Here is a 25,746-nt window from a genome sequence, read left to right as displayed (position 1 = left end):
TTGTCGAAAACGTTTCAACTGGGCGGATGGCACCGCCCGGTTTCTTGTCATTATGGGCGAGCGGGCTTTGCCCCGGTGCCGTGGCCACTTACCCGCCACAGCTTTTCGAGAGCACAGGTAATTTGATGCGTTTTCTGAAAGAACCACTGGTACATTTCCTGCTGATCGGGGTTGCGATTTTCGCGTGGTTTTACTGGATATCCCCACCGTCCGAGGCGCAGGACCCTCAGCAAGCAATCGTTGTTGACGACAATGATGTATCGATGTTGGCAAGCCGGTTCAGCGCCAGTTGGAATCGTGCGCCCTCCCCAGAAGAATTGCAGCGGCTGGTGGATGGCTTGGTACGCGAAGAAATATTGGTGCGCGAGGCCCGCAATCTTGGTTTGGAACGGGGCGATCCGGTCATTCGGGCGCGGCTTGCTCAGAAGATGGAATTCCTGACCCGCTCGATTGCGGCGTCTGTCGTGCCCGAAGATGCGGAACTTGCGGCATATCTGCAGGACAATCCGAATAGATTCCGAACGCCCCCGAAATTCGCCTTTGAACAAATATTCTTGGGCGAGGCCCCGGGCAGCGCCGATGTTGAGGCGGCTCAATCGGCTCTTGCGGCGGGCGCTGATCCTATGCAGGTGGGGCTGTCCACCCTGCTGCCAAAATCCATGCCGCTGTCAGCGGCGCGCGCAATCGACAGCACGTTTGGGCGCGGCTTTTCCGAGATCCTGGCGACGTTGCCCACCGGAGCATGGGCGGGACCGGTGGTGTCGAGCTATGGGCAGCACTTGGTGAGGATCAACGCGGTGGAGCCAGGCGTGCTGCCGCCGCTGGACGACTTTCGAGACACAGTGCTGCAAGATTGGCGCAGGCAAACCGCCGCGGACCTGGCCGAAGCACAATACCAGAGCCTTGCCGACAGGTATGAGATTTCGCTGCCCGCGTTGGGGCCGCAAGAATGACGCGGATCCTCGCAGCGCTTTCCGCCTTGTGGTTGATGTTGGTGCCGGGGCAAAGTCAGGCTCATGCCTTGGATCCAGGGTTCCTCGATCTGCGGCAGTTGTCGGAAAACACATGGCAGGTTCTGTCGAGGCTGCCGGATGTGAACGGGCGGCCGATGGCAATCGAGGCGGTCTTGCCGGAGATTTGCACTCCGCGATCAGGACCCGCGCCGCAAGATGATGGGGCCGCTTGGGTTTCGGTTTGGGTGGCGCAATGCCAAGGATCGATCGCGGATCAGCCGATCACGGTCGATGGGCTGGAATTGCAACGCAACGACGTATTGCTGCGGATGCAGCCGCTGACCGCCGAAGCGGTTACGTTGCGGTTTACCCCTGACAATACAATGCTGACGATCCCGGCCGATCCTTCGACCTGGGCGGTTTTTGCCAGCTATTTTCAGTTGGGGTTCGAACACATACTCGAAGGTTGGGATCACCTGTTGTTCGTGTTTGCCCTGATCGTACTGGTGCGTGATCCTTGGCAGCTTGTCGGGGCGGCTACGGCGTTTACGGTCGCGCATTCAATCACCTTGGCCTTGGCCGCACTTGGCTTGCTGCAAGTGCCGGGGCCGCCGGTCGAAGCGGTGATCGCCCTGTCCATCGTGTTTCTTGCCCTCGAGATATTGCGGCACAAGGACGGGCAGTTGCGGCTGTCCGAGCAATATCCGTGGATTGTCTGCTTCAGTTTCGCTTTGTTGCACGGCTTGGGGTTTGCCGGGGCCCTGTCCGAGATCGGTTTGCCTACAGGCGACATACCGGCCGCGTTGCTGGCCTTCAATATCGGGGTCGAAGCCGGCCAATTGGCATTTGTTTCCGTCGTCGCGCTGGGCCTGGCGGTGCTGCGTGTTCTGGGTGCTTTCCAATCCCGTGGCGCACGCGACTGGGCGACGACGGTGACCGGATATGGAATTGGAACCGTTTCGATGTATTGGTTGATCGAGCGGGTCAGTGGTTTCTGACCCCGACCCGTCAAAACCGATAGAAATGCTGGGCCGTGCGCCCGAACACATCCGCCTGCATCTCAACCGGAATCAGCGAACGGTGGCGAGATACCAGTTCCGCATAGCCCGAGGACAGGCTGTCCACAGGAAAGTTGGACCCGAACATGCAGCGGGCGGGTCCAAACTGGGTCAGGCACGCGTGAACGATCGGGCGGGCGGAGTCTGCCGTCCAGCCGTGGTCGAACATGCCCAGGCCGGACAGTTTGCAAGACACGTGCGGCAGCGCGGACAGCGACAAAAGCGATCCGGCCCAGGATTTGATCCCGCCCTCGGTTCGGTCATGCGGCGAGCCGGCATGACACAGGGCAACCGGCGTTTCGGGCGCGCGTTCCAGAACGCGGGCGGCCTGCTCCATCAATTCGGGCAACAGTTGCAGATCGAACGAAAGGCCGCGCGCGCCCAGTTCCTTCAGGCCGGCCAGAAAGCGGGGATCGTCCAGCAGGGCATTGGTGCCGGATGCCATGTCCTCTTCGGGCGCGCGGCCGACGATCTGGCGCACGCCCCGCAATGAGGGCAGGGTTTGCAGCCTGTCCAACCGGTGCCCCAGGTCCGGGGCAGTCAGATCGCAGAAAGCCACCTGGACCAACGGCCAGTCGGGTGCCTGATCTGCAACCGACTGCACCCAAGCGGCCTCGGCCCAAGGGTCCGCCGCGCCCACCTGAATGTGGACGGACGCGGAAAACCCCTGCGCCGCGGCGTCTGCGCGGAACTCGTCCAGAAGATAGTCGCGCTGGATCGGTGTGGGGTCGCCGAAAAACCGCACGGCCCCGGTCTCCATCAGCCAAGGATAGTGCACCGCCGACAGGTCCCACAGATGGTGATGTGCGTCGATCATCATGGCTTGCCGATCCTCAGCGTGCGCGACAGGATGTCGACCCCTTGCTGGTTCCAGAAATGCAGCAGGTCGATGAAAATCCAGTTTTCCGCCAGCTTGTCGCCCGCGCGCCGATAGATGTCGATGACCCGAAACTCACCCGGCTTGCCGGTTGCGGGCATGCCCATGAAGCCGCCCGTCGGAACGGCGGTGAAGTTTGGCCAGCCGAAGAACCCGCCATAGTGCCCCTCGGCCATGCGGCAGATGTGTCGCGTTTTGGACCGCTCGGCGAAACCGGCGCGGAACGGGCCCGAGTGCTGCTTGGCATAGCGCGGGATGGTGTAGGTGGCCCCGATCCCCTCGGGGCCCCACCACACCATGTCGTCATGCCAGGTGCGTGCCAGTTCCTCCTCCAGCGTCAGGCCGCTGTTCCACTGGCCCAGGTCCGAAATCATCGCGTTGATCAGCGCCAGTGTCTTCTGGCCTTCGGCTGCGGGTTGGTCGCGCATCAACAGCCCGTCATGGGTTCTGGGGCCGGGCTGCACGAGGTGAGCCGCGGTTTGCGGGGGAAAGGGGTTCAACCCGGCCTGCACCATGAGGTGGGGAATGTCGAAATACATGGCCGTTTCGGTGATTTTACCATCTGCGACCCGGTAGAAGGCGCAGTACCGCAGAAAGGCCAGCTTGCCGGTGGGTGGAAGGCCCAGCCAAGGCGCGTCGAACAGGCCCATCAGATGCCCCATCGACACGACCCAGACATCATCGGATTCGGTCAGCGCGTTTCGGCCGGCAAAGAAGATGTCCGTCCGGTTCTGCATACGCTTCAGCCCGTGCTTGAGCGGTTGCCAGAACGTCTCGGCCACGGCCTTTGCGCCAACGATTTCGTGGAAGGGGTGAAAGCCGCGCCACAGCAGATCGGGCGCGCAGAACTGTTCGACGATCTGGCCGGTGCCGGCAGCATCTGCGGTATCCAACGCGTCGTGAAATGCCAAAATCAGTTTCTTCTGGTCGTGAAAGCTCACGGGTTTTCCGTTTCCTGGCAGAAGGTTGCGATTGAGGTCAGCAAGACGTGAATCACTTGCTTCGGGCAGTTTTGCATACGTTTGCAAAATTGTCTTGCCAGAAATGATGTGGCCGGATTACTCTTTTGCAAACGTATGCAAAACGATTCCTTCCCGGGAGGCACCATGGCGGAAATTCAACTGCGCAACGTCGGCAAGCGCTGGGGGTCGTTCGTGGGGGTCCACAATTTCGACCTGACCATCGCCGACCGCGAATTCCTTGTGCTGTTGGGGCCGTCCGGATGCGGCAAGACCACCACGATGCGCATGATCGCGGGGCTGGAGGACGTGACCGAGGGTGAGATCCTGATTGATGGCAAGGTGGTCAACGATCTGGAACCCAAGGACCGTGACGTGGCGATGGTGTTCCAGAGCTATGCCCTGTACCCCAACATGAACGTCTATGAAAACATCCGCTTCCCGCTGAAGGTGCGCGGCATCGACCCCGCGACCCATGACGAGAAGGTGCGCCGGGCCAGCGCCATGGTCGAACTGGACGACTTTCTGCATCGCAAGCCGGCCGAGCTGTCGGGCGGTCAGCGCCAGCGGGTCGCCCTGGCCCGCGCGATCGTGCGCGAACCGAACGTGTTCCTGATGGACGAGCCGCTGTCGAACCTGGATGCCAAGCTGCGGGTGTCGACGCGGGCGCAGATCAAGAACCTCAGCCACGAACTGGCCGTTACCACGATCTATGTCACCCACGATCAGATCGAGGCGATGACCCTGGCCGACCGTGTCGTGGTGATGAAGAAGGGCATCGTGCAACAGGTCGGCAGCCCGACCGACATCTATGACCGCCCCGCCAACACCTTCGTGGCCAGCTTCATCGGCTCACCCGCCATGAACCTGATCGAGGGCCGCGTCGAAGGCGGCGTGTTCCGCGCGCAGCACGTGGACATCCCCGGTATAGGTGCCCCCGACGGGCCGCTGACGCTGGGGTTCCGGGCCGAGGACGCCGGTCTTGCCACGGGGCAGGGCCAGATCACGGCGCCGATCTACACGCTCGAACTGCTGGGCGACGCCACGATGATCTCGGTCCGGGTCGGCGGCGCGCTGGTCTCGGTCAAGGCCGACAAGTCTTTCCGCGCCGAGATCGGCGATCCAGTATCGTTCTCGGTGCCAAGCGAAATCTGTCATCTCTTCGAAGCTGGAAGCGGTGCGCGGATCGGGGATTGACCCCGCAACAGCCCGCAAGGGCAAACCACCGGTCCGGACGTCGACGACGGACCGATCCTGACAGGGAGAAACGCATGAAACTCAAGACACTCATACTGGCCGGCGCGATGTCGGTGGCCTCGGGCGCCGCATGGGCCGCCTGTTCGTTCGAAAACCCCGTTCCGCTGAAATCGCTTTCGGCCGGGTTCGAGGCTTGGAAGGCCGTCACCGACGCCATGGCCGAATGCGGCAATTTCAGCGCCTCGCTGGATCAGGAATTCCGCGAGAAGCAGCCCGAAGCCTTTGCGGCCAACCCGGCGCTGTACCAGATCGGCGGCGTGTCGAACGCCACGCTGGTGCCGCTGCTGAACGCGGGCACCATCCGTCCGCTGGATGATCTGGTCGCCAAATACGGCCAGGACCTGCTGCCCAACCAACTGATCAAGGTGGACGGCCAGACCATGGCGATCGCCATGATGGTGAACGCCCAGCACCTGATGTACCGCAGCGACATTCTGGCCGATCTGGGCATTGCCGAGCCCAAGACCTATGCCGACGTGCTGGCCGCGGCGGAAAAGATCAAGGAAGCCGGCGTGGTCGAGTATCCGCTGGGCGGCACGTTCAAGACCGGCTGGAACCTGGGCCAGGAATTCGTGAACATGTACCTGGGCGAGGGCGGTGAGTTCTTTGCCGACGGCAACATGCCCGCGATCAACAACGAAAAGGGGGTTCGCGCGCTGGAAACGCTCAAGGCGATGACGGCCTACATGGACCCGGAATACCTGGTCTCGGATTCGACCTACGTTCAGCAGCAGTTCCAGCAGGGCAAGATCGCCATGGCCAACCTCTGGGCCAGCCGCGCGGCCGCGATGAATGACGAGGCCGAAAGCCAGGTGGTCGGCAAGGTCAAGATGGCGGCGGCTCCGATGGGGTCGGCGGCTCCGGCGACCACGATCTGGTGGGACGGCATGGTCCTGGCCAAGAACATGAGCGACGAGGAAGCCGACGCCGCCTTCCGCGTGATGATGGAAGGCATCGACGCGGAAATGGTGCAGGCTAACAATGACGTCGCCGTCTGGCTGAACCCGGCCTACACGCCCGGTGAACTGGCCGCGGGTGCTGCCGCATCGGCAGAAGCAGGCGCCAAGCCCTATCCGGCGTCGGGCCCGATGGGCATCATGCATACCGCGCTGGGCAATGGACTGGCCGATTATCTGACCGGTGCCAAGGACGCCCAGACCACCCTGGCCGACATCGAAGCCGACTATCTGACCGCCGCAAAAGAAGCCGGCCTGGTCAGCAACTGATCCGCACGCGGGAGGGGGCCGACCTCCTCCCGCATCTTCCGCCACCGAGAACCATGAGAAAGGCAGAGCCATGAATTTCCGGACATTTGCCGCCTTTGTCGGCCCCTCTGTCTTTATGATGCTTCTCTTCATCGCGTTTCCGCTGGTCAGCGTGTTCAAGCAGAGTTTCTATGTCACCCAGCCCATCTACGAGACGGTCGAGGTCGAGACCTGCACGCCCGGCTTCCTGACCCAGACCTGCGTGACCGAAGAAAAGTCCATTCCGAAACTGGATGAACACGGCGAGATCATCACTCAGACCCAGTTCGTCGGGCTGGAAAGCTATCGCAACGTGCTGGAGCCCGAACGGGCCTGGCGCGCGATCAGCGAAGGCAGCTGGAGCGTACTGTCGACCATCAATTTCTGGAAGGCGCTGCGCTTTACGCTGACCTTTACGCTGATCACCCTGCCGTTGGTGATCGGGTTCGGTTTGGCCATCGCCATCGTCATCAACAACGCCGCGCAGGCGATCCGGGGGCCTGTCATCTTCGTGTCGCTTCTGCCGTTCATCATCACGCCGGTCATCGGTGCCCTGTCGATCAACTGGCTGTTTCGCGGCGACGGCATCCTGACGGCCATGCTGGAATGGTGGCTCAACCGCGACATCGCCCTGTTCGCGCAGGCCTGGACGATCGAGTTGCTGATGATGCTGTACCGCGTCTGGCACGTCGCCCCCTTTGCCGCGATCGTGTTCTATGCCGGTCTTCAGACCGTGAACCAGGACAGCCTTGAAAGCGCGGTGATCGACGGCGCAAGCCGCTGGCAGCGCCTGAAATACATCGTCATCCCGCACCTGATGCCGTTGATCATCTTCGTGTCGATGATCCATCTGATGGACGCCTACCGGGTGTTCGAAGAAATCGTCGGCTTCTCGAGCCAGGGCTACGTCATCTCGCTGCAATGGCTGACCTATGACTTCCTTGTGCCGGATCAGGCGGGCAACCGTTCGATCAGTCGGGCTTCGGCCAGCGCCATGCTGACCATGGTCGGCATCGTCATCCTTCTCATCGCACCGCTGCGCCGGACATGGCGCGACCACAAGGGAGGCCACTGATATGTCCTCACGCGCCCTTCGCCAACCGCTCGGTCTGCGGCTGACATCGAATTTCTTTCTGGCCTTCTGGTGCCTGGTGGCGGCCTTCCCGATCTTCTGGATCACGGTGATGAGCTTCAAGTCGCCGGTGGATGCCTTCGACGGCAACGCGCTGAACGTGATCTTCGGCCCGGCCACGCTCGAGACCGGAAAGGGGATCTCGATCCTCGATATCCTGATGGGCATCGCCGTGCTGTGGGTCACCGCGCGCCTGGCCACCAAGACACTGCCCTCGATGGTCAGAACCTACACCAAGCCGGGGCAGGCCTGGTTCGGCTGGATCATCGGTGGTTTGGCTTTGGTGCTGGGCTTTCTGCTGGCGCTCTTCGTCGTCCTGCCGGCCGTTCTGAACGTTCTGAACCCACTGTTCGGCCCGCTGGGGCGCGACGTGATGGGTCTGACGACCGAGCACTACAAGACCGTCTGGATCGACCGCGGCTTTTCCAACAACTTCAAGAACTCGCTGATCGTCACCGCGGGCGTCGTGACCGTGTCGCTGACCGTGGGCACGCTGGCGGGCTATGGGCTGGCGCGGTCGGGCTCGACGCTGGCGTTCTGGATCCTGATCGTCGCGCTGGTGTTCCGCGCGCTGCCGCATTCGGTTCTGGTGGCGGGCTATCTGCCGGTCTTCATCAACTCGGCCGAATGGCTGCGCCCGATACTGGGGGAAAACGCGCCCACGCTATACGGCAAGCCCTTTGCCGTGATCGCGGTTCTGGTGGCGATCAACCAGCCCTTTACCATCTGGATGCTGCGGTCATTCTTCCAGAACATCCCGGCCGAGCTGGACGAAGCCGCGCGCGTGGATGGCTGCAACCATTTCCAGGCCTTCCGCCGGGTGATCATGCCCGTGATGTGGCCTGGCGTCATCACCACCGGGCTGTTCAGCTTCCTGCTGGCCTACAACGACTTTCTGGTGACCTCGCTGCTGCTGGACGCGCAGAACCAGACCATGGTTCCGGCCATCGCCGGCATGTTCAACCGCGAAACCACCACCACCGATCAGGTCGTCGCCGTGGCCGCCGCCGTGTCGATCACCGCGCCGCTGTTCTTTCTGGTCATGATCTTCCAGCGCCAGATCGTCAGCGGCCTGACCGCCGGCGCGGTCAAAGGCTGATGAGCCGCCGGTTCCGCCATAACGCCCTGACCCGCCACCCGGCGCTGAACAGGTTGCCCAGGGATTTTCCCGGGTCTGGGGGCATGTCCCCCCGATCCTCAATCCCTGACAACCTGACAAGGACAAGACGATGAAAGGTTCCCGACCCGAACAAGCGGTTCTGACCCGCGACACCGACCTGAGCAAGACCGAAGACACGCGCCGCGTGATCGAAGCCATGGTCGACGGCCTGAATGACCACCGCATCAACGACATTGGCGAGTTCTTCGCCGAAGGGTTCCGCTGGATGGGCAATCAGGGCTGCGGCACGAAGAACGGTCTGCAAGAGTTTCAGGACAACTGGCAGCGCCCCTTCCAGGCCGCGTTTTCCGACAAGGTCTGCATCGACGAGGCGCGGCTTTACATGGGTGAATGGGCCGCGGCCTTCGGCCGGCAGGAGGCGACCCATTCAGGTGAATTCCTGGGCATCCCGCCCACCGGCAAGCGGGTCGAGATCCGCTACATGGATTTCTGGAAAGTGGTCGACGGCAAGATCGTCGACAACTGGGTAAACGTCGATTTCGCCCATGTCGCCGCGCAGCTGGGCGTCGACCTGTTCCAGGGCCACGGCTGGGAAGCATATGACCGGGGCGAGAAAACTCCGCCCCGCCCCGACAACTGAGGATCAAGACAATGGCAATCGAGTATCTCAAACGCGGCAAGTCCGACGCAGACCGGGCCGAGGATGACGCCAAGACCCGCGCGGTGGTTGAGGCGACCCTGAAGGATATCGAAACCCGTGGCGACGCCGCGGTGCGCGAGCTGAGCGAAAAGTTCGACAACTATTCGCCCGCCTCGTTCCGCCTGTCGCAGGACGAGATCGACGACCTGATCGCTCAGCTGTCAGACCGCGAACTGGCCGACATCAAGTTCGCGCAGGAGCAGGTGATGAACTTTGCCCGCGCGCAACGCGCCTCGATGACCGATATCGAGGTCGAGACCCTGCCGGGCGTGATCCTGGGCCACAAGAACATCCCCGTGCAGTCGGTGGGCTGCTATGTGCCCGGCGGCAAGTTCCCGATGGTGGCCTCGGCCCACATGTCCGTGGCCACGGCCAGCGTTGCTGGTGTGCCGCGCATCATCGCCTGCACCCCTCCGTTCCAGGGCAAGCCGAATCCGGCGGTGATCGCCGCCATGCATCTGGGTGGCGCGCACGAGATCTATGTCATGGGTGGCATCCAGGCGATCGGTGCCATGGCGCTGGGGACCGAAACGATCGACCCTGTGCACATGCTGGTTGGCCCCGGCAACGCCTTCGTGGCCGAGGCCAAGCGCCAGCTGTTCGGCCGCGTCGGCATCGACCTGTTCGCCGGCCCGACCGAGACCATGGTGATCGCCGACGAAACAGTCGACGCCGAGATCTGCGCCACCGACCTGCTGGGGCAGGCCGAACACGGCTACAACTCGCCTGCGGTTCTGGTCACCAACTCGCGCAAGCTGGCCGAAGAGACCCTTTCCGAGATCGACCGCCTGCTGGGCATCCTGCCGACGGCCGACACCGCGCGGGTCAGCTGGCAGGATTATGGCGAGGTGATCCTGTGCGACAGCTATGACGAGATGCTGCAGGTCGCCGACGAGATCGCCTCGGAGCATGTTCAGGTCATGACCGACCGCGATGACTGGTTCCTGGAGAACATGACCTGCTATGGCGCGCTGTTCCTGGGGCCGCGCACCAACGTGTCGAACGGTGACAAGGTGATCGGCACCAACCACACGCTGCCCACCAAGAAGGCCGGGCGTTATACCGGCGGTTTGTGGGTGGGCAAATTCCTGAAGACCCACAGCTATCAGAAGATCCTGACCGACGAGGCGGCAACCCTGATCGGCGAGTACGGCTCGCGCCTGTGTCTGCTGGAAGGGTTCGTGGGCCATGCCGAACAATGCAACGTGCGGGTGCGCCGCTATGGCGGCATCAACGTGCCCTATGGCGCACCGGCCCCATACCGGGATGCCGCCGAATGAGTGACAGGCATACGCAGCACAAGGCGCTGATCGCGACGCTTCGGGCGGCGATGTATGATTTCGACGAATCCGGCGTGCGGGCCGCACTGGCGCAGGTGACCGCGCCCGACGCCCTGTTCCGCCTGTGCCACCCCTTCGGTGACAGCACCGGCAGCGAGGCGTTCTACGATCGGGCCTACAAAGACCTGCTGGATGCCTGGCCGGACCTCGAGCGGCGCGACTATATCGTGATGGCCGGGCCGGACGAGTTCGGCGCCGACTGGGTCGGCTGCGGCGGCTACTACACCGGCACTTTCACCGGTCCGTGGCTGGACATCCCGCCCACCGGCCATCAGGTCACCATGCGGTTTCACGAGTTCTACCGGTTCGAGAACGGCCGGATCGTCGAAATGCAGGCCCTGTGGGACATCCCCGAGGTGATGATGCAGGCCCGTGCCTGGCCGATGGCGCCCAGCCTGGGCCGCGAATGGCATGTGCCCGGCCCGGCCACGCAGGACGGTCTGGTGCCGGGGCCCTATGACGCCGACAAGGGCCGCGCCACCTGCCAGCACATCATCGACATGCTGGAACATCTGAAAAAACACCCTTCGCAAGGTGGCCCCGAGGTGATGGAGATGGAGCGGTTCTGGCATCCGCGCATGAACTGGTACGGGCCTTCGGGCATCGGCACCGGGCGCGGCTATGCCGGGTTCCGCAACTGGCACCAGATCCCGTTCCTGAACGGAATGCCGGATCGCGGGCAATATGTCGACGACATCACCTATCATTTCTTCGGCGATGGCGATTACGCGGCAGTGACCGGCTGGCCCAACATGATCCAGACCGTCACCCATGACGGGTGGATGGGCATCGCGCCTTCGGGCAAACGGATCACCATGCGCAGCCTCGATTTCTGGCGGCTGGAGAACGGTCGGATTCGCGAAAACTGGGTTCTGGTCGATCTTCTGGACGCCTATGCGCAGCTTGGCGTTGACGTCTTTGCCCGCCTGCGGGAATTCAACAAGGCCCGGAACCTGGGCCGCATTGAAACCCCGGATGGAATGAGCTGATGACCCAACTGCCCCGCACCCCTTCGTTTTCGCTGAGCGGCAAGACCGCATTGGTCACCGGCGCATCTTCGGGCATCGGATTGGGCTGCGCCGTCGCCCTGGCCGAGGCCGGGGCGCATGTGGTCTGCGCCGCGCGCGGGGTCGAGCGGCTGGACGAAGCGGTGTCCGCCCTGCAGGCGCAGGGCTGGTCGGCCGAGGGGCGGGTGCTGGATCAGGGCGACCTGACCGCGTTGCAAGCGCTGTTCGACGGGCGGATCTTTGACGTGGTGGTGAACTCGGCCGGGACCGCGCGGCACGGGCCGGCGGTCGAAACCTCGCCCGAGGATTTCGACGCGGTCACCAACGTCAACCTGCGCTCGGCCTATTTCCTGTCGGCCTATGCGGCCAAGGCGCTGATGGCGGCCGGTCGGCCCGGTTCGATCATCCATATTTCCAGCCAGATGGGCCATGTCGGCGGCATCGACCGGGCGCTGTACTGTGCGACCAAGCACGGGCTGGAAGGCATGGTCAAGGCGATGGCGATCGAATGGGGCAAGCAGGGCATCCGCATCAACACGGTCTGCCCGACCTTCATCCGAACCCCGCTGACGCAATCGACCTTCGACAACCCCGAACGCGCGGCCTGGATCATGGACAAGATCAAGCTGAACCGCGTGGGCGAGGTCGAGGACATCATGGGCGCGGTTCTCTATCTTGCCTCCGACGCCTCGGGGCTGGTCACCGGCACGTCGATGCTGATCGACGGCGGATGGACGGCGGACTGATGGCGGACAAGGTCACATCGCTTCAGGTCGCGCAACTGGCCGGCGTCAGCCAGTCGGCGGTCAGCCGGGTGTTCACGCCCGGCGCTTCGGTCAGCAAGAAGACCGAAGAAAAGGTGCGCAAGGCGGCGGCCGAACTGGGCTATCGTCCCAACGTGCTGGCGCGGGCGATGGTGTCGGGCAAAAGCCGGATCATCGGCCTGGTGGTCGGCTACCTGGACAACTACTTCTATCCCGAAGCGTTGGAGAAACTGTCCAACCGCCTGCAGGAGCATGGCTATCACGTGCTGATCTTCATGGCTTCGCGCTCGGCCGGAAACATCGACGACGTGATGGACGAGATCCTCGACTATCAGGTGGACGGGGTCATTCTGGCCTCGGTGCCGATGTCGTCGGATATCGCCACCCGCTGCCAGCAGGCCGGCGTTCCGGTGGTGCTGTTCAACCGCAGCCAGGATATCGAGGGCATCACCACCGTGACCTCGGACAACTATGCCGGCGGCCGCAAGGTGGCCGAGTTTCTGCTGGCGGGCGGGCACCAGCGCATCGGCTACATCGCCGGCTGGCAGGGCGCCTCGACCCAGCGCGACCGCGAGGCGGGATTCCGCGCGGCGCTGGCCGCCGCCGGCCACGGCCTGTTTGCCCATGACACCGGCGATTTCCACACCGAAAACGCCCGGCAAGCTGCCCGCCGCATGTTCGACGTGGCGCCCGAGGCGCGCCCCGACGCCGTGTTCGTGGCCAATGACCACATGGCGCTGGCGGTGATGGACGTGATCCGGTTCGAACTGGGCCTGCGCATCCCCGAGGATGTCTCGGTCATCGGCTACGACGATGTGCCGCCCGCCGGCTGGCCGGCCTACAACCTGACCACGATCCGCCAGCGCGCCAACCTGATGGTCGCCGAAACGGTGACCGCTTTGCTTGATCACATTGAAAACCCGAAGGACGCCGCCCCCCGCAAGGTTGCCATCGACGGGCCTCTCGTCGTGCGGACCTCGGCGCGGCTGCCCAAGGGGTGGACCCCCCAAAAGGACTGACCCATGAAAGGCTTCGATCCCAAGTTCAAGGATTTCCCCGACTACATCATCGGCATCACCAAGGAGATCTGGGAAGACCGCGGCATCGCCACGCTGCACGACTATTACAGCCCCGATATCGTGGTGCGGTCGCCCGCTTCGGTGGTGCTGGGCAACCAGAACGTCATCGGCGCCACGATGGCGACCCTGGCCGAGTTTCCCGACCGGCAGCTGCTGGGCGAGGACGTGATCTGGTCGGGCACGCCCGAAGAGGGCATGCTGAGCTCGCACCGCATCATCTCGACCGCCAGGCATCTGGGCGACGGGGTCTATGGCAAGGCCACGGGGACCAAGCTGCGTTATCGGATCCTGGCCGACTGCCACGCGATCGACAACCAGATCAATGATGAATGGCTGATCCGCGATCAGGGCGCGATCGTGCGCCAGATGGGTTGGGATCCCAAGGACTACGCCGCCGACCTGATCGCGCGCGAGGGCGGCCCGCAGACCTGCGCAAAACCCCTGACGCCCGAGACGGACAAGCCCGGCCCTTACACGGGCCGTGGCAACGACAACGAATGGGGCCAGCGCTATGCCGACATCCTGACCCGGATCATGGGTGCCGACATGGGCGTGATCGGGTCCGAATACGACCGCGCGGTGCAGTCCGAATATGTCGGTGGCCTGACGGGGCACGGGTGGGACGCGGTGGACCGGTTCTGGATGGGGCTGCGCGCCAGTTTCCCCAATGCCGAGTTCCGCGTCGAGCACCAGATCGGCCGCGACGATCCCGACATGCCGCCCCGCGCCGCGATCCGCTGGAGCCTGTGGGGCAAGCATGACGGCTGGGGCGTGTTCGGCGCGCCGACCGGGGCGCAGGTCTATGTGCTGGGCATCAGCCATGCCGAGTTCGGCGCGTTGATTTCCGGCCAGCCCAGGTTGCGCCGCGAATACACGCTGTTCGATGAAACCGCCGTGTGGAAGCAGATCCTGCTGCAGACGGGCGAGGCCTGATGCTCAGGCCGTGGCCATACCGGCTGGACAACAGCCAGGCCGCGCGGCGCTATCACGCGCATCGCGCATCCTTGCGGGCACGTCGGCTGAACCTGCGGCCACCGGGGTGAGGGGCGGTTTTCGCTTCCCTTCAACCTCAATCGACAGGAGACACCACATGACACAACTTGAATCCCGCATCGTCCGCTATGGCGAACTCAAGCCCTGCAAGACCGCCTTCATCGACGCCCACACGCCCGGGTCGGACCAGAAGGAAAACTTCACCATCATCGGCGGCGGCGTCTCGGAAAGCCCCGATCAGCATGTCCACATCCGCGACACGCCCGGCTTCAATATCGGCGCCGCGGGCCAGCCGCCCAAATGCCGCAACTCGCTGCACAGCCATACCACGGCCGAGGTGTTCTTTGTGCTCAAGGGGCGGTGGCGCTTCTTCTGGGGCCGCTGGGGCGACGCCGGCGAGGTCGTGCTGGAGGAAGGCGACATCTTCAACATTCCCACCGGCATCTTCCGCGGCTTTGAAAACATCGGCACTGACTACGGGATGATCATGGCCATCCTGGGGGGCGACGATGCCGGCGGCGGGGTGACCTGGGCGCCGCAGGTCATTCAGGAGGCCTCGGCCCATGGTCTGGTGCTGGGCGAAAACGGGGTGCTGTACGACACCAAGAAGGGCGAGAGCCTGCCCGACGGGGTCGGCCCCATGCCGCTGCTGACCGAAGAGGAGTTGAAGGCCTTCCCCGAGGTTCCGGTGCAGAACGTGGTGCGCGACTATGTGGCCCGCTACTGGGACCTGATGGCGCTGGCCGCGGATGCGCCGGCCAAGGTGATCGGCCCCGACGCCCTGCTGAAGGACCGCCCGGGTTTCGAGGTCGAATTCCTGACCCGCGGCTCGTTGGGGGCAGGGAAGGTCACGCCCGAGAAGCACACCGTGCTGATGCCCGTGCGCGGCCACTGGCTGCTGCGCACCGACCGGGCCGAGGCGATCCTGAATCCTGGCGACACCTGCCTGCTGAACCCGGGCGAGGGCTATACGCTCGAGCCGTCGATGACCGGCGAGGCCAGCCTGTATCGCGTCGTGGCCACCGATGATCCGGCCGGCGCGACCTGGACCGGCCAGTAACGAAAGGAGAGCCCGCATGACACGGATCCGAACGACCCATGTGGGCTCGTTGCCCCGCACGCAGGAGGTGGTGGATTTCATCTTCGCCCGCGAGCGGGGCGAACCCTATGATCCTGCCGCCTTCGATGTTTGCATGACCCGGGCCGTATCCGAAACGGTGCGCAAGCAGGTCGAGGCCGGGGTCGATATTGTCAGCGACGGCGAGACCTCCAAGATCTCGTACGCGACCTATGTCAAGGATCGCTACACCGGCTTTTCCGGGGACAGCCCGCGCAACGCGCCCGCCGACCTGAAGATGTTCCCCAGCTTTCTGCAACGGCTGGCGGACGAAGGTGGGACCCCGCAATACGCCCGTCCGCAATGCACGGGCGAGGTGCGGTCCAAGGGGCAGGATGAGCTGAACAAGGACATCGCCAACCTGAAATCGGCCATGGCGCAGCACGGGGTCGCGCGTGGGTTCATGAACGCCGCCTCGCCGGGCGTGATTTCTCTGTTCCTGCAGAACGCGCATTACCCCACGCGCGAGGCATATCTGGCCGCGCTGGCCGATGCGATGAAGGACGAATACGAAACCATCGTGGCCGCCGGGCTGGATCTGCAGCTCGATTGCCCCGACCTGGCCCTGTCGCGCCACATGCTGTTCACCGACCTGTCGGATGATGAGTTCGTCAAGGTCGCCAACCTGCATGTCGAGGCGTTGAACCACGCCCTGCAGAACGTGCCGCAGGACCGCGTGCGCGTGCATATCTGCTGGGGCAACTACGAAGGCCCGCATTGCTGCGACATCGCCATGGACAAGGTGTTCCCGACGCTGATGGCGACCAAATCGCGCTATGTCCTGTTCGAAACCTCGAACCCGCGCCACGCCCATGAATGGACCGTGTTCCGCGACCGCAGGGCCGAGATCCCGGATGACAAGATTCTGGTGCCGGGAGTCGTGGACACCACCACCAATTTCGTCGAACACCCCGAACTGGTCGCGCAGCGGATCCGCCGGTTCACCGAGATCGTGGGCGCCGACCGCGTGATCGCCGGCAGCGATTGCGGGTTCGGCACCTTCGCCGGGTTCGGGGCCGTCGATCCGCAGATCGCCTACGCCAAGCTGACCTCTCTGGCCGAAGGGGCGGCGCTGGTGACATGACCCCGCTGGTTCTGCTGCCCGGCATGATGTGCGACGCGCGCCTGTTCGGCCCGCAGATCGAGGCGCTGTCGGGCACCACCCCGCTGATCAGCGTACCGCTGGCGGGTCGTGACAGCGTAGCGGCGCTGGCCGCCGACGTGCTGGCCTGCGCCCCCAACCAGTTTGTGCTGGCCGGCCTGTCGATGGGCGGCATCGTGGCGATGGAGGTTCTGCGCCAGGCGCCGGACCGGGTCGCGCGGCTGGCGCTGCTCGACACCAACCCTTTGGCGGAACGCCCCGAGGTCAAGGCCCGCCGCATCCCGCAGATGGCGGCGGTCGAACAGGGCGAGCTGCGGCGCGTGATGCGCGACGAGATGAAGCCGAACTATCTGGCCGACGGCCCGCGTCAGGGTGCGATTCTCGATCTGTGCATGGCCATGGCGATGGATCTTGGCCCTGAGGCCTTTCTGCGCCAGTCCCGCGCCCTGATGGACCGACCGGATCAGACTGAAACGTTGCGGTCCTATGCCGGGCCGTCGCTGGTTCTGTGCGGGCGGCAGGACGGGCTGTGTCCGATCGAGCGGCACCAGTTGATGCACGGCCTGCTGTCCAACAGCACGCTGACCGTGATCGAGGGCGCGGGGCATCTGCCGACGCTCGAACGACCCGAGGAAACAACGGCGGCCCTGCGCCGCTGGCTGGAGGAATGATGACACCGTCCCTTTTGTCGCTTCTGCGCAAGGTCGATACCCCCACCGTCTGCGACGCGATCGAGTTCGCGCAGGGCAAGCGCGGCTTTGACGGGTTCACGCGCGGTACCATGCTGTGTTCGGCCCCGACCGAACCGCCGGTCGTGGGTTTTGCCCGCACCGCGAAAATCGCCGCCGTGCATCCGCCGACCGAGGCGCCCGAGGTCATCCGTCAACGCCGGATGGCCTATTATGAATACATGGCAGCGGCCCCGTCGCCCGCGGTCGCGGTGATCGAAGACCTGGACTTTCCCGATTGCATCGGCGCCTATTGGGGCGAGATCAACACCACGGTCCACAAAGGGTTCGGCCTGTCGGGGGCGCTGACCAACGGGGTGATGCGGGATCTGGGCGACTTGCCGGCGGGCTTTCCCGTGATCGCGGGATCAGTCGGCCCCAGCCATGGCTTCGTCCACGTCCGCGAGATCGATACGCCGGTTTCCATTTTCGGCCTGACGGTCCGGCCCGGCGACTTGGTGCATGCGGATCGTCACGGCGCGGTAGTCGTGCTCGCCGAAGTCATCGACCGGCTCGAGGACGCCTTACGGCGCTTGATGCAAACCGAACGCATCGTGCTGGATGCGGCCCGTCAGCCGGGGTTCGATTTCGAGGCCTTTCAACAGGCCTGGGCCGCGTTCGAAAAGTCGCGGGTCTGAAACCGATCGCCCAAGGCGGATCATGGCCCGCCGGGTTTCGCCGACATCCTGACGGTTTGCGGGAAGACGACGCGCGTCGGGCGGTGTAGATCGGGAAAGGTTGGACTTTTCCACCGCATTCCCTCAGGGTCCGGTCGGAAACGCCGCAGGCGCCGTTGACGGCGGCGTACACCGTATTTCATACCGGACCGGCGACAGCAGAGAGCATCAGATGCGATACGACACCAAGCCCTATGACCAGATCCAGGTCGGAGAGACCGCCGAACTCGAGCGCGTGTGCAGCGATGACGATCTGTTGGCCTTTGCCGCGGCCTGCGGCGATCATGGCGCGTTGCATTCCGCCTTGCCCGACAGCGGCAAGCTGGTTGCGCCTGCTTCCTTTGTCGGCGGGCTGGTTTCGGCGGTCGTGGGCAATCTTCTGCCCGGTTTGGGCACCGTTCAGAAATCCAGCGCCCTCGACCTGGCAACGCCCGCCGCCGCCGGAGACGCGTTGCTGGCCCGCGCGACCGTGGCCGAAAAGCGCCCGAACCGCGAGGTGCTGTTGGAGGTCGCCGTGACCCGCCCGAGTGATGGCGCCCTGATCCTGTCGGGTCAGGTCTTGGCAGTCGCGCCGGACCGCCCCGTGCCGGTCGACGGGGTAGAAACGCCGGGAGTTGTCGTGCTGCGTCACCGTCACTTCGATGCGTTGGTACAGAAATCCCGGCCGCTCGACCCCATTCCGACGGCGGTCGCCGCCCCCGAGGACGCCAATTCGTTGGGCGGGGCCATGCTGGCGGCGCGTGAAACGATCATCTACCCCATTCTTGTCGGCGATCCGGCCAAAATCCATGCGGCCGCGCAAGAGCTGGGCGTCACGCTGGACGGCGTCGAGATCGTCGAGGCCGCCTCGCATGCCCATGCGGCCAGCCTGGCCGTCGACCTGGTGGCGGATGGCCGTGCCCGAGCGCTGATGAAAGGTCACCTTCATACCGACGACCTGCTGCGGGCGGCCCTTCGGCGCGAGCGCGGCCTGCGGGCCGGGCGGCGCTTCACGCATGTCTTCGTCATGGATGTGCCGGGCCAGCCGCACCCGATCCTGATCACCGATGCGGCGATCAACATCGCGCCGGATCTGGAGACCAAGGTGGACATCACCCAGAACGCCATCGACCTTGCCAGGTCGCTGGGCTTCGAGACGCCCAAGGTGGCCGTGCTGTCGGCGGTCGAGACGGTGAATCCTGCGATTCCGTCCTCGGTCGACGCGGCGCTGCTGTCGAAGATGGCGGACCGCGGGCAGATCACCGGTGGTCTTGTCGAGGGGCCGTTGGCCATGGACAACGCCGTCAGCCTGGACGCGGCCCGCACAAAGGGCATCGTGTCGCCGGTGGCCGGGCAGGCCGAGATTCTGGTCGTGCCCAATCTGGATGCGGGGAACATGCTGGCCAAGCAACTGGCCTATGTCGCCAACGGAAAGGCCGCCGGGGTCGTTTTGGGTGCCCGGGTGCCGATCATCCTCAACAGCAGGTCCGACGACGACAAGGCCCGTTTGGCATCATGCGCCATCGCCGCCCTGCATGCGGCCCGGACCGGAGGCGTTGCCACATGAGCCATGTGGTCACCCTGAACGCAGGGTCGTCTTCTCTGAAATTCAGCCTGTTCACGCTGCACAAGGATGACCCGGTGGCGATCTGCACCGGCGCGGTCGACCGCATCGGCAGCCCCGAGGCGACCATCGCGGCCAAGACTTCGGATGGCCGGGTCCTCGGTGGCGACGGGGTCGGGCCCATCGCGGATCACGTGGCGGCGATGAACCGGGTTCTGGATCTGTTGACCCAATGGTTTCCAAAGGCCGAGATCGTGGCCGTCGGGCATCGCATCGTTCATGGCGGACCAGACCATGACCGCCCGATTCAGCTGACCCCGGACAGCCTGCGCGCGCTGGAAGATCTGGCGCCCTTCGCTCCGCTGCATCAACCCTACAACCTGCAAGGGGTGCGCGCCGCGATCGAGCGTTTTCCCCAGGCGGTTCAGGTCGCCTGTTTCGACACGGCCTTTCACCGCCACCATCCGTGGGTGAACGATACCTTTGCCCTGCCGACCGAGTATTATGACATGGGCGTGCGGCGCTATGGGTTCCACGGGCTCAGCTATGAATACATCGCGGACCACCTGGCCAAGACCGCGCCTCTGTTGCATGGAGGTCGGGTGATCGTGGCCCATCTGGGCAACGGCGCGTCGATGTGCGGCTTGATCCACGGGCGTTCGGTGGGGTCCAGCATGGGTTTCACGGCTCTGGACGGCCTGCCCATGGGGACCCGCTGCGGCCAGCTTGACCCGGGCGTCGTGCTGTATCTGATGCAGCAGAAAGGCATGACTGCGGACGAAATCACCGAGTTGCTGTATTGCAAGTCGGGTCTGCTTGGTCTGTCCGGCCTGTCCAACGACATGCGTACGCTCGAGCAGGCGGATACCGGAGCCGCGCGTCGCGCCATCAGCTATTTCAACTTTCGCGCCCGGCGCGAACTGGGCGCCCTGGCCGCCGTGCTGGGCGGGCTGGATGCGGTGGTGTTCACCGGCGGGATCGGCGAGAATTCGGCGCTGGTCCGTGAACGTGTCTGCGTCAACATGGGCTGGCTGGGAATCGAACTGGACCACGACGCCAATACCGAGCATGCGCGGATCATCTCGACGCCCTTGTCGCGGGTTCAGGTCATGGTTATTCCCACCAACGAAGAACTGGTGATCGCCCGTGCGGCCGCGCGGTTCGTCTATCCCCACATGTACGAGGCACTTTTGGACAAAGCGGCGGCCAGAACGGGCTGAACCGATGCGTCGAACGCAGCCAAAATTCATCGGATCGTCAAAAAAGTGCCGGGACTACGGGAAACCCCCAATTTCGGAGGGGCTGCGCCCGGGCTATTGTCTGATTAACCAAGGTTGAACTTGGCCTACCACTTTCCCCGAAGAGGGGCTGGCCACCTACCCCCTCGGCCGGCCCCTCGAAATTCTTGCCGATCACGTTCTGATTCTGCCCCAGGATGGGCCTGTTCGGATCACGCCGTGAATTGCGACCGGATCAGTTGGGGCAGGTCGCGAAAATCGTCAAACGTGGAATGGTGCGGGATCCGAGCGACCGGCGATTTCCGGTAGCCGCGGGAAAACAGCAGAAACGGCACGTTTGCCCTCTGCGCTGTTTCCGCATCAACCTCGCTGTCTCCGACGAATATTCTGACCGGATGCTGGCCCAAAGCGTCGAACGCGGCTCGTAGATGTTCGGGGTCGGGCTTGCGCACGGGCAAGCTGTCGCCGCCGATCACCGCGCCGAAGTATGGCTCCAGGTTCAGCGCCTGCAGAATGTGTCGTGCCGGAGCCTCGGGCTTGTTGGTACACAGACCCAAGGGCATGCCTGCCTGCCGCACGGCTTCCAACGCCTCTTGCACCCCCGGATACGGCCGCGTCCGTGCGCTGGCCGCGGCCGTATAGTGGCGCAGGGTCGCCTGGGTCAGTTTGCCGTGCCTGTTCATGTCCATGTCGCAATGGTTCATCACCCGCTCGACCAGCTTGGGTAGGCCATTGCCGACGAATCCTCGGATGGTTTCTTCGGGCAGGGGCGCAAGGCCCTGATCGGCCAGCATCCGGTTTGCCGCCGCCGCGATGTCGGCCAGGCTGTCCACCAGCGTTCCGTCCAGATCAAACACGATTGCCGCCGTCATCCTTGCCCCTTCCGTCGGTCATCCGCCCCGGCCTAGCGGGCCTGCCGCCGGGGCGCAACGGTTCGGTTGCAAAACCGGCTCTTGACATACCCTAGTATTTTTATCAGATTAAAGGCGCAGACACACAGCCAACCCGGGTCCGGGCCAGCCAAATCCATGAAAACCGAACGGAAAAGGCGCTTTGCCTGAATACAACCGGAGATGACCCGATGAACGCGCAGAACCCGAATCCGACCCAAGCCTATGCCGTTTCGATGCTGCCGGCCCACAAGGCCGAGGATCTGACCCAGGGCGGCAACCTGGCCCATATCGAACTGGGCGATCAGCTGTACACCCTGCGCATCACCCGCGCGGGCAAATTGATCCTGACGAAATGAGCGGCGCATCGACCCGGGGCGGCGCCCCGGTCGGGCGGCTGGCGGATCTGACCCCGATCGAGGCCGGCGCCATCATGTACCTGCGGATGTGGAGTGACGGTGCCGCCGGCCGTGCCGACGCGGCGCATGATTTCGACATCGCGCTGGGCGCCGATCACGGGCAACTGGCCATGCTGGCGCTGGATCGTCTGTGCAGCCTGTGCGCCCATCACGCCCGCCGTCCCCTGATCCGGCACGGGCTGGGCTGCGCCTGTCTGGGCGCGGATGAAAGCTGTTTCGCGCAGATGATCGTCGCGGCCTCGGAAGGGGCGCGCGAGGATGCGATGATGCTGGCCGCCTTGATCGTACGCCCCGATTTCGCGCCCGCATTGGCGTCGCTGTCCGAAGAGTTCGGGCTGGCCCTGCGGCGCATGACCGCCGCCATCCCACTGCCGTCTACCGGCCATCAGACCCCCTCGGCCGTGCTGCACTGACGGCGCGGTTCAGTGCCCCGGCCGAATCCGGCCGGGGCGTATCTCAGCAGCAGCCGCACCCGTCATGGGGATGGCTGTGGTCGCACACCGGGGCAGGGGCCTGGTCGCCCACCTCGGCCAACACAGACCGCAGCGCCCACAGAATCATGTCCACGTCCTCGGCCTCGATGGTCAGAGGCGGGCGGATCTTCAGGATGTTGTCCTTCGGCCCCTCGCTGCCGATCAGGATGCGGTGGTCGCGCATGCGGTTCTTGACGTATCGGCAGATCTCGGTGCCTTCCGAGCCGTCGGGGTTGATCAGCTCGACCCCAAGAAACAGGCCCATGCCCCGCACGTCGCCCACGCAGGCGAACTCGGCTTCGATCGCGCGCAGACCATCCATCAGCCGTGCGCCCATCACGCGGGCATTGTCCTGCAGGCCCTCGTCATCGACGATGTCCAGCACCTCTTTGCCGATCCGGCAGGACAGGGTCGAGCCGCCGAAGGTCGAGAAGAACTCGGGCCCCTTGGCAAAGCTGTCGGCAATGGCCCGTGTCGTGACCAGAACGCCCAGCGGATGACCGTTGCCGATGGGCTTGCCCATGACGACGATATCCGGCAGCGCGCCCTGATGCTCGAAGCCGAAGTAATGGTCGCCCAAGCGCCCCAGCCCGGTCTGCACCTCGTCGGCGATGCAGATGCCACCGGCGGCGCGGATCTTTTCATAGACCGCCGGCAAATAGCCCCTGGGCGGGATGATCTGGCCGCCGACCGAGGGGAAGGTCTCGGCGATGAACCCCGCGACCCCGTGGCCCTTTTCCTTCAGCGCCACGATGGCGTCATCCACGAGATCCGCATATTTCTGCGCCCGGTCGGGATCGTCGCGCCGGAACGAGCCACGATAGTCGTCCGCCACCTCGACCAGTTCCACCCAGTCCGGCTGGCCCGGCCCGCCGGGCTTGTTGAACTTGTAGGCCGAGATGTCGATCGCGCCGGTGGTATTGCCGTGATAGCCATGATCAGGCGTCACCATTCCCTTGGCGCCGGTATGGGCGCGGGCCAGCCGCAGGGCCAGTTCATTGGCCTCGGAGCCGGAATTGACAAAGAAACAGACCTGCAAATGGTCCGGCAGCTTCGACAGCACCTTTTCCGCAAAGGCGACCTGCGCGGGGTGCAGATAGCGGGTGTTCGAGTTCATCCGCTTCAGCTGATCCGCCGCCACGGCCTGAATGCGCGGATGCGCGTGCCCCACATGCGGCACGTTGTTGTAGGCGTCCAGATAGGGCCGCCCCCATTCGTCGAACAGGTGATGCTTCCAGCCACGCACCAGCATCACCGGGTCGTCATATGTCAGGCTCAGGTTGCCGCCGAAATGCGCCCGCCGTTTGTTCAGGATCTCGGCCTTGTCGGTCGGGCGATAGAAGACCTTCTCGTCCGGCAGGTTCAGCAGCGCCGCCGGGTTGGGGCAGACGGCGTGCCACAGATACAGCTCGTCGGGGTCCCCCACGCCGGGCCAATCGTTTTCCATGCCTTCGGTCGTCAGCGCCAGCTGGAAATGCACATGCGGCGCCCAGCCGCCGTTCTGGCCGGCATCGCCCAGCCGGGCGAATGCCGCCCCCTGCGCCACAGGGTCTCCGGGTTTCAGCCGGTCACAGACCTCGGGGTCCAGATGCCCGTACAGCGTATAGAACGCGTCACCTTCGGGGGTTTCGTGATGCAGGATCACCACGCCGCCATAGTCCAGATGGTTCGCCCGGTTCTCGACCGCCTCGACCCGACCGCTCAGCGGCGCCAGCAAAGGCGTCCCCGCCGGCGCGAACACATCCACCGCCAGATGCACCGTGCGCCGGTCCGACGCCTTCCACGGACCCTTGCGGAACGCAGGCTCGGCATAGATCAGACGCGGTTCGTTGTAATAGCCCAGCCACAACCCGTCGCCGAATTCCGCGCCCACCCGCGCGGCCTCGTCCAGCGGCATATGGAACGGGTTCTGCGGCCAGGTCGAGTTTTCGACCGACAGCGAACCCATCGGAACGTCCGACAGATCCTGCCCCAACAACTGCGCAAACTGCCCGCGATGCTCGGCCAGATATGCGTGAATGCGCTCGGCCCCATCGGTGACGGGCAGCCCGCAGGCGGCTCTCAACCGCGCCGACATCAGCCCGCCATTGACCGATGCGTCCTCCAGAAAACGCCAGGCCGGTGCCTGGCTGATCGTCACATACGGGTCGTCCGGGTTTTCGGCGGCCATCAGCGTGGAGTTGACGACCGAGACCGCCAGCCGCATCCGCAGCAGAGGCCAGATCAAATCCACTTCCTGCGGGCGAAGCCGGTTTGCGGCGTGATAGCCCCGCACCAGCGCGGCCAGTGCCCGTTCAGGGCGGGGGTGATCCAGCACCACATACGCCCCGGCGATCGCCAGTTCACACACCCGCGGCGCGGCGCACATGTCGCCCAAGTCGATCAGGCCCGAGACCTGCCTGCGCTCACACAGCTCGCCTTCGACCAGGATGTTGTAGTCATTCACGTCGTTGTGGATGGCCTGTCGGGGCAGTTCGGCCAGCCTGCCCGAGACGGCATCGAACTGCGCACAGATCTCGCGCAGAAGGGCCGCGCGATCGGGGTCGGCAACCGCATCCAGCTTGTCAGCGATCCAGCCGGCCTGGGTCAGGTCCCATTTGAAATCCAGCCGCTCCAGGCCGGGATGCGAAAACCGTTCCAGCGCCCGATCGGTCGCCCCCAATACCCGGCCCAGTTTCAGGATCAGGTCCTCGGATTTCGGCGCCGCCTTGGCATAGCACCGGCCCGGCAGCCGCTCCAGCAGCCACGCCAGCCGAGGCCGTCCCGCGTCGTCGTCGATCTGCGGCAGCAAGCCACCGTCCAGCCCGGGGATCACCTTGGGAAACGGCAGCCCGGGGGCCTCGGTCGCGATATGCGCCAATGCCTTGATCTGCAGATCCACCAATTGCGGGTCGCATCCGGCTCGCATGACCTTCAGAACGTAGTCCTGCCCATTGGTGGCCTGCACTAGGAAATTCAGGTCATACTCGCCATCCAACCGCGAGAGCCGGGCGTCCAGCCCCCAGACCCGCCGCAGCGCGGCCGCCCAAAAAGCACTGACATGATTCATTCAAACTTCCGCCCCGCGCGCGCCGGG

The 25,746-nt window shown here is 64.4% G+C and carries 24 protein-coding genes; 20 read left to right on the top strand and 4 right to left on the bottom strand.

The window, feature by feature from the left end:
- The first annotated feature begins 80 nt into the window (after positions 1–80).
- On the top strand, positions 81–953 hold the full coding sequence (locus F3H26_RS05190; RefSeq protein ID WP_188127692.1) for a peptidyl-prolyl cis-trans isomerase: 873 nt from the start codon (positions 81–83) through the stop codon (positions 951–953).
- On the top strand, positions 950–1,951 hold the full coding sequence (locus tag F3H26_RS05185; protein WP_149775002.1) for a HupE/UreJ family protein: 1,002 nt from the start codon (positions 950–952) through the stop codon (positions 1,949–1,951). Before F3H26_RS05190 ends, F3H26_RS05185 begins: the two co-directional genes overlap by 4 nt.
- A gap of 10 nt (positions 1,952–1,961) precedes the next feature.
- Here F3H26_RS05185 and F3H26_RS05180 read toward each other — a convergent pair whose 3' ends face one another.
- A complete protein-coding gene (locus F3H26_RS05180; RefSeq protein ID WP_149775108.1) occupies positions 1,962–2,828 on the bottom strand; it encodes an amidohydrolase family protein in 867 nt (288 codons plus the stop codon).
- Positions 2,828–3,829: a nuclear transport factor 2 family protein gene (locus F3H26_RS05175; protein ID WP_149775001.1), complete on the bottom strand. Its 1,002-nt coding sequence runs from the start codon at positions 3,827–3,829 to the stop codon at positions 2,828–2,830. The genes F3H26_RS05180 and F3H26_RS05175 overlap by 1 nt, the downstream gene beginning before the upstream one ends.
- Positions 3,830–3,994: 165 nt before the next feature.
- Here F3H26_RS05175 and F3H26_RS05170 point away from each other — a divergent pair, with 165 nt between their 5' ends.
- From F3H26_RS05170 to F3H26_RS05095, 16 genes are all read left to right on the top strand, one after another.
- Positions 3,995–5,044 (top strand): ABC transporter ATP-binding protein, encoded by a 1,050-nt coding sequence (locus F3H26_RS05170; RefSeq protein ID WP_149775000.1) that lies wholly within the window; start codon positions 3,995–3,997, stop codon positions 5,042–5,044.
- Between the two features lie 74 nt (positions 5,045–5,118).
- On the top strand, positions 5,119–6,330 hold the full coding sequence (locus F3H26_RS05165) for an ABC transporter substrate-binding protein (RefSeq protein WP_149774999.1): 1,212 nt from the start codon (positions 5,119–5,121) through the stop codon (positions 6,328–6,330).
- 115 nt (positions 6,331–6,445) lie between these two features.
- Positions 6,446–7,423 (top strand): carbohydrate ABC transporter permease, encoded by a 978-nt coding sequence (locus tag F3H26_RS05160; protein WP_223162432.1) that lies wholly within the window; start codon positions 6,446–6,448, stop codon positions 7,421–7,423.
- A gap of 1 nt (position 7,424) precedes the next feature.
- Positions 7,425–8,579 (top strand): carbohydrate ABC transporter permease, encoded by a 1,155-nt coding sequence (locus F3H26_RS05155; RefSeq protein WP_149774997.1) that lies wholly within the window; start codon positions 7,425–7,427, stop codon positions 8,577–8,579.
- Positions 8,580–8,709: 130 nt separating this feature from the next.
- Positions 8,710–9,240 (top strand): ester cyclase, encoded by a 531-nt coding sequence (locus F3H26_RS05150; RefSeq protein ID WP_149774996.1) that lies wholly within the window; start codon positions 8,710–8,712, stop codon positions 9,238–9,240.
- An 11-nt stretch (positions 9,241–9,251) separates the two neighbouring features.
- Positions 9,252–10,580: a histidinol dehydrogenase gene (hisD, locus tag F3H26_RS05145; protein WP_093965116.1), complete on the top strand. Its 1,329-nt coding sequence runs from the start codon at positions 9,252–9,254 to the stop codon at positions 10,578–10,580.
- Positions 10,577–11,629, top strand: a complete 1,053-nt coding sequence (locus F3H26_RS05140) for an ester cyclase (RefSeq protein WP_149774995.1) — start codon at positions 10,577–10,579, stop codon at positions 11,627–11,629. The genes hisD and F3H26_RS05140 overlap by 4 nt, the downstream gene beginning before the upstream one ends.
- A complete protein-coding gene (locus F3H26_RS05135) occupies positions 11,629–12,393 on the top strand; it encodes an SDR family NAD(P)-dependent oxidoreductase (protein WP_149774994.1) in 765 nt (254 codons plus the stop codon). The genes F3H26_RS05140 and F3H26_RS05135 overlap by 1 nt, the downstream gene beginning before the upstream one ends.
- Entirely contained in the window at positions 12,393–13,430 is a 1,038-nt protein-coding gene (locus F3H26_RS05130) for a LacI family DNA-binding transcriptional regulator (RefSeq protein ID WP_223162431.1), read from the top strand. The genes F3H26_RS05135 and F3H26_RS05130 overlap by 1 nt, the downstream gene beginning before the upstream one ends.
- Positions 13,431–13,433: 3 nt before the next feature.
- A complete protein-coding gene (locus tag F3H26_RS05125; RefSeq protein WP_149774993.1) occupies positions 13,434–14,423 on the top strand; it encodes a nuclear transport factor 2 family protein in 990 nt (329 codons plus the stop codon).
- 157 nt (positions 14,424–14,580) lie between these two features.
- Positions 14,581–15,543, top strand: a complete 963-nt coding sequence (locus F3H26_RS05120; RefSeq protein ID WP_149774992.1) for a cupin domain-containing protein — start codon at positions 14,581–14,583, stop codon at positions 15,541–15,543.
- A 16-nt stretch (positions 15,544–15,559) separates the two neighbouring features.
- Entirely contained in the window at positions 15,560–16,684 is a 1,125-nt protein-coding gene (locus F3H26_RS05115; RefSeq protein WP_149774991.1) for a cobalamin-independent methionine synthase II family protein, read from the top strand.
- Complete coding sequence (locus F3H26_RS05110; protein ID WP_149774990.1) at positions 16,681–17,373, top strand: alpha/beta fold hydrolase; 693 nt, start codon at positions 16,681–16,683, stop codon at positions 17,371–17,373. The genes F3H26_RS05115 and F3H26_RS05110 overlap by 4 nt, the downstream gene beginning before the upstream one ends.
- The gene (locus F3H26_RS05105) at positions 17,373–18,068 is read left to right on the top strand and encodes an RraA family protein (protein WP_149774989.1); all 696 of its coding nucleotides are present in this window, start codon (positions 17,373–17,375) and stop codon (positions 18,066–18,068) included. Before F3H26_RS05110 ends, F3H26_RS05105 begins: the two co-directional genes overlap by 1 nt.
- A gap of 211 nt (positions 18,069–18,279) precedes the next feature.
- Positions 18,280–19,653, top strand: a complete 1,374-nt coding sequence (locus tag F3H26_RS05100) for a bifunctional enoyl-CoA hydratase/phosphate acetyltransferase (protein WP_149774988.1) — start codon at positions 18,280–18,282, stop codon at positions 19,651–19,653.
- Positions 19,650–20,870 (top strand): acetate/propionate family kinase, encoded by a 1,221-nt coding sequence (locus F3H26_RS05095; RefSeq protein WP_149774987.1) that lies wholly within the window; start codon positions 19,650–19,652, stop codon positions 20,868–20,870. The genes F3H26_RS05100 and F3H26_RS05095 overlap by 4 nt, the downstream gene beginning before the upstream one ends.
- Positions 20,871–21,100: 230 nt before the next feature.
- Here F3H26_RS05095 and gph read toward each other — a convergent pair whose 3' ends face one another.
- On the bottom strand, positions 21,101–21,760 hold the full coding sequence (gene gph, locus F3H26_RS05090; RefSeq protein WP_149774986.1) for a phosphoglycolate phosphatase: 660 nt from the start codon (positions 21,758–21,760) through the stop codon (positions 21,101–21,103).
- Between the two features lie 209 nt (positions 21,761–21,969).
- Here gph and hemP point away from each other — a divergent pair, with 209 nt between their 5' ends.
- Complete coding sequence (gene hemP, locus F3H26_RS05085; protein WP_005978533.1) at positions 21,970–22,137, top strand: hemin uptake protein HemP; 168 nt, start codon at positions 21,970–21,972, stop codon at positions 22,135–22,137.
- Positions 22,134–22,610 (top strand): hypothetical protein, encoded by a 477-nt coding sequence (locus tag F3H26_RS05080; protein WP_149774985.1) that lies wholly within the window; start codon positions 22,134–22,136, stop codon positions 22,608–22,610. The genes hemP and F3H26_RS05080 overlap by 4 nt, the downstream gene beginning before the upstream one ends.
- A gap of 43 nt (positions 22,611–22,653) precedes the next feature.
- Here the strand turns inward: F3H26_RS05080 and F3H26_RS05075 are convergent, their stop codons facing one another.
- The gene (locus F3H26_RS05075) at positions 22,654–25,719 is read right to left on the bottom strand and encodes an aminotransferase class III-fold pyridoxal phosphate-dependent enzyme (protein ID WP_149774984.1); all 3,066 of its coding nucleotides are present in this window, start codon (positions 25,717–25,719) and stop codon (positions 22,654–22,656) included.
- Positions 25,720–25,746 lie beyond the last annotated feature (27 nt).

Source organism: Ruegeria intermedia (assembly GCF_900129345.1).
Taxonomy (GTDB): Bacteria; Pseudomonadota; Alphaproteobacteria; order Rhodobacterales; family Rhodobacteraceae; genus Ruegeria; species Ruegeria intermedia.
This window is presented reverse-complemented; position numbering and strand designations above follow the sequence as displayed.

Coding starts and splice junctions, on each gene's coding strand:
- F3H26_RS05185 (WP_149775002.1), top strand. CDS start 950: ATGACGCGGATCCTCGCAGCGCTTTCCGCCTTGTGGTTGATGTTGGTG.
- F3H26_RS05180 (WP_149775108.1), bottom strand. CDS start 2,828: ATGATCGACGCACATCACCATCTGTGGGACCTGTCGGCGGTGCACTAT.
- F3H26_RS05170 (WP_149775000.1), top strand. CDS start 3,995: ATGGCGGAAATTCAACTGCGCAACGTCGGCAAGCGCTGGGGGTCGTTC.
- F3H26_RS05165 (WP_149774999.1), top strand. CDS start 5,119: ATGAAACTCAAGACACTCATACTGGCCGGCGCGATGTCGGTGGCCTCG.
- F3H26_RS05160 (WP_223162432.1), top strand. CDS start 6,446: ATGATGCTTCTCTTCATCGCGTTTCCGCTGGTCAGCGTGTTCAAGCAG.
- F3H26_RS05155 (WP_149774997.1), top strand. CDS start 7,425: ATGTCCTCACGCGCCCTTCGCCAACCGCTCGGTCTGCGGCTGACATCG.
- F3H26_RS05150 (WP_149774996.1), top strand. CDS start 8,710: ATGAAAGGTTCCCGACCCGAACAAGCGGTTCTGACCCGCGACACCGAC.
- hisD (WP_093965116.1), top strand. CDS start 9,252: ATGGCAATCGAGTATCTCAAACGCGGCAAGTCCGACGCAGACCGGGCC.
- F3H26_RS05140 (WP_149774995.1), top strand. CDS start 10,577: ATGAGTGACAGGCATACGCAGCACAAGGCGCTGATCGCGACGCTTCGG.
- F3H26_RS05135 (WP_149774994.1), top strand. CDS start 11,629: ATGACCCAACTGCCCCGCACCCCTTCGTTTTCGCTGAGCGGCAAGACC.
- F3H26_RS05130 (WP_223162431.1), top strand. CDS start 12,393: ATGGCGGACAAGGTCACATCGCTTCAGGTCGCGCAACTGGCCGGCGTC.
- F3H26_RS05125 (WP_149774993.1), top strand. CDS start 13,434: ATGAAAGGCTTCGATCCCAAGTTCAAGGATTTCCCCGACTACATCATC.
- F3H26_RS05120 (WP_149774992.1), top strand. CDS start 14,581: ATGACACAACTTGAATCCCGCATCGTCCGCTATGGCGAACTCAAGCCC.
- F3H26_RS05115 (WP_149774991.1), top strand. CDS start 15,560: ATGACACGGATCCGAACGACCCATGTGGGCTCGTTGCCCCGCACGCAG.
- F3H26_RS05110 (WP_149774990.1), top strand. CDS start 16,681: ATGACCCCGCTGGTTCTGCTGCCCGGCATGATGTGCGACGCGCGCCTG.
- F3H26_RS05105 (WP_149774989.1), top strand. CDS start 17,373: ATGACACCGTCCCTTTTGTCGCTTCTGCGCAAGGTCGATACCCCCACC.
- F3H26_RS05100 (WP_149774988.1), top strand. CDS start 18,280: ATGCGATACGACACCAAGCCCTATGACCAGATCCAGGTCGGAGAGACC.
- F3H26_RS05095 (WP_149774987.1), top strand. CDS start 19,650: ATGAGCCATGTGGTCACCCTGAACGCAGGGTCGTCTTCTCTGAAATTC.
- gph (WP_149774986.1), bottom strand. CDS start 21,760: ATGACGGCGGCAATCGTGTTTGATCTGGACGGAACGCTGGTGGACAGC.
- hemP (WP_005978533.1), top strand. CDS start 21,970: ATGAACGCGCAGAACCCGAATCCGACCCAAGCCTATGCCGTTTCGATG.
- F3H26_RS05080 (WP_149774985.1), top strand. CDS start 22,134: ATGAGCGGCGCATCGACCCGGGGCGGCGCCCCGGTCGGGCGGCTGGCG.
- F3H26_RS05075 (WP_149774984.1), bottom strand. CDS start 25,719: ATGAATCATGTCAGTGCTTTTTGGGCGGCCGCGCTGCGGCGGGTCTGG.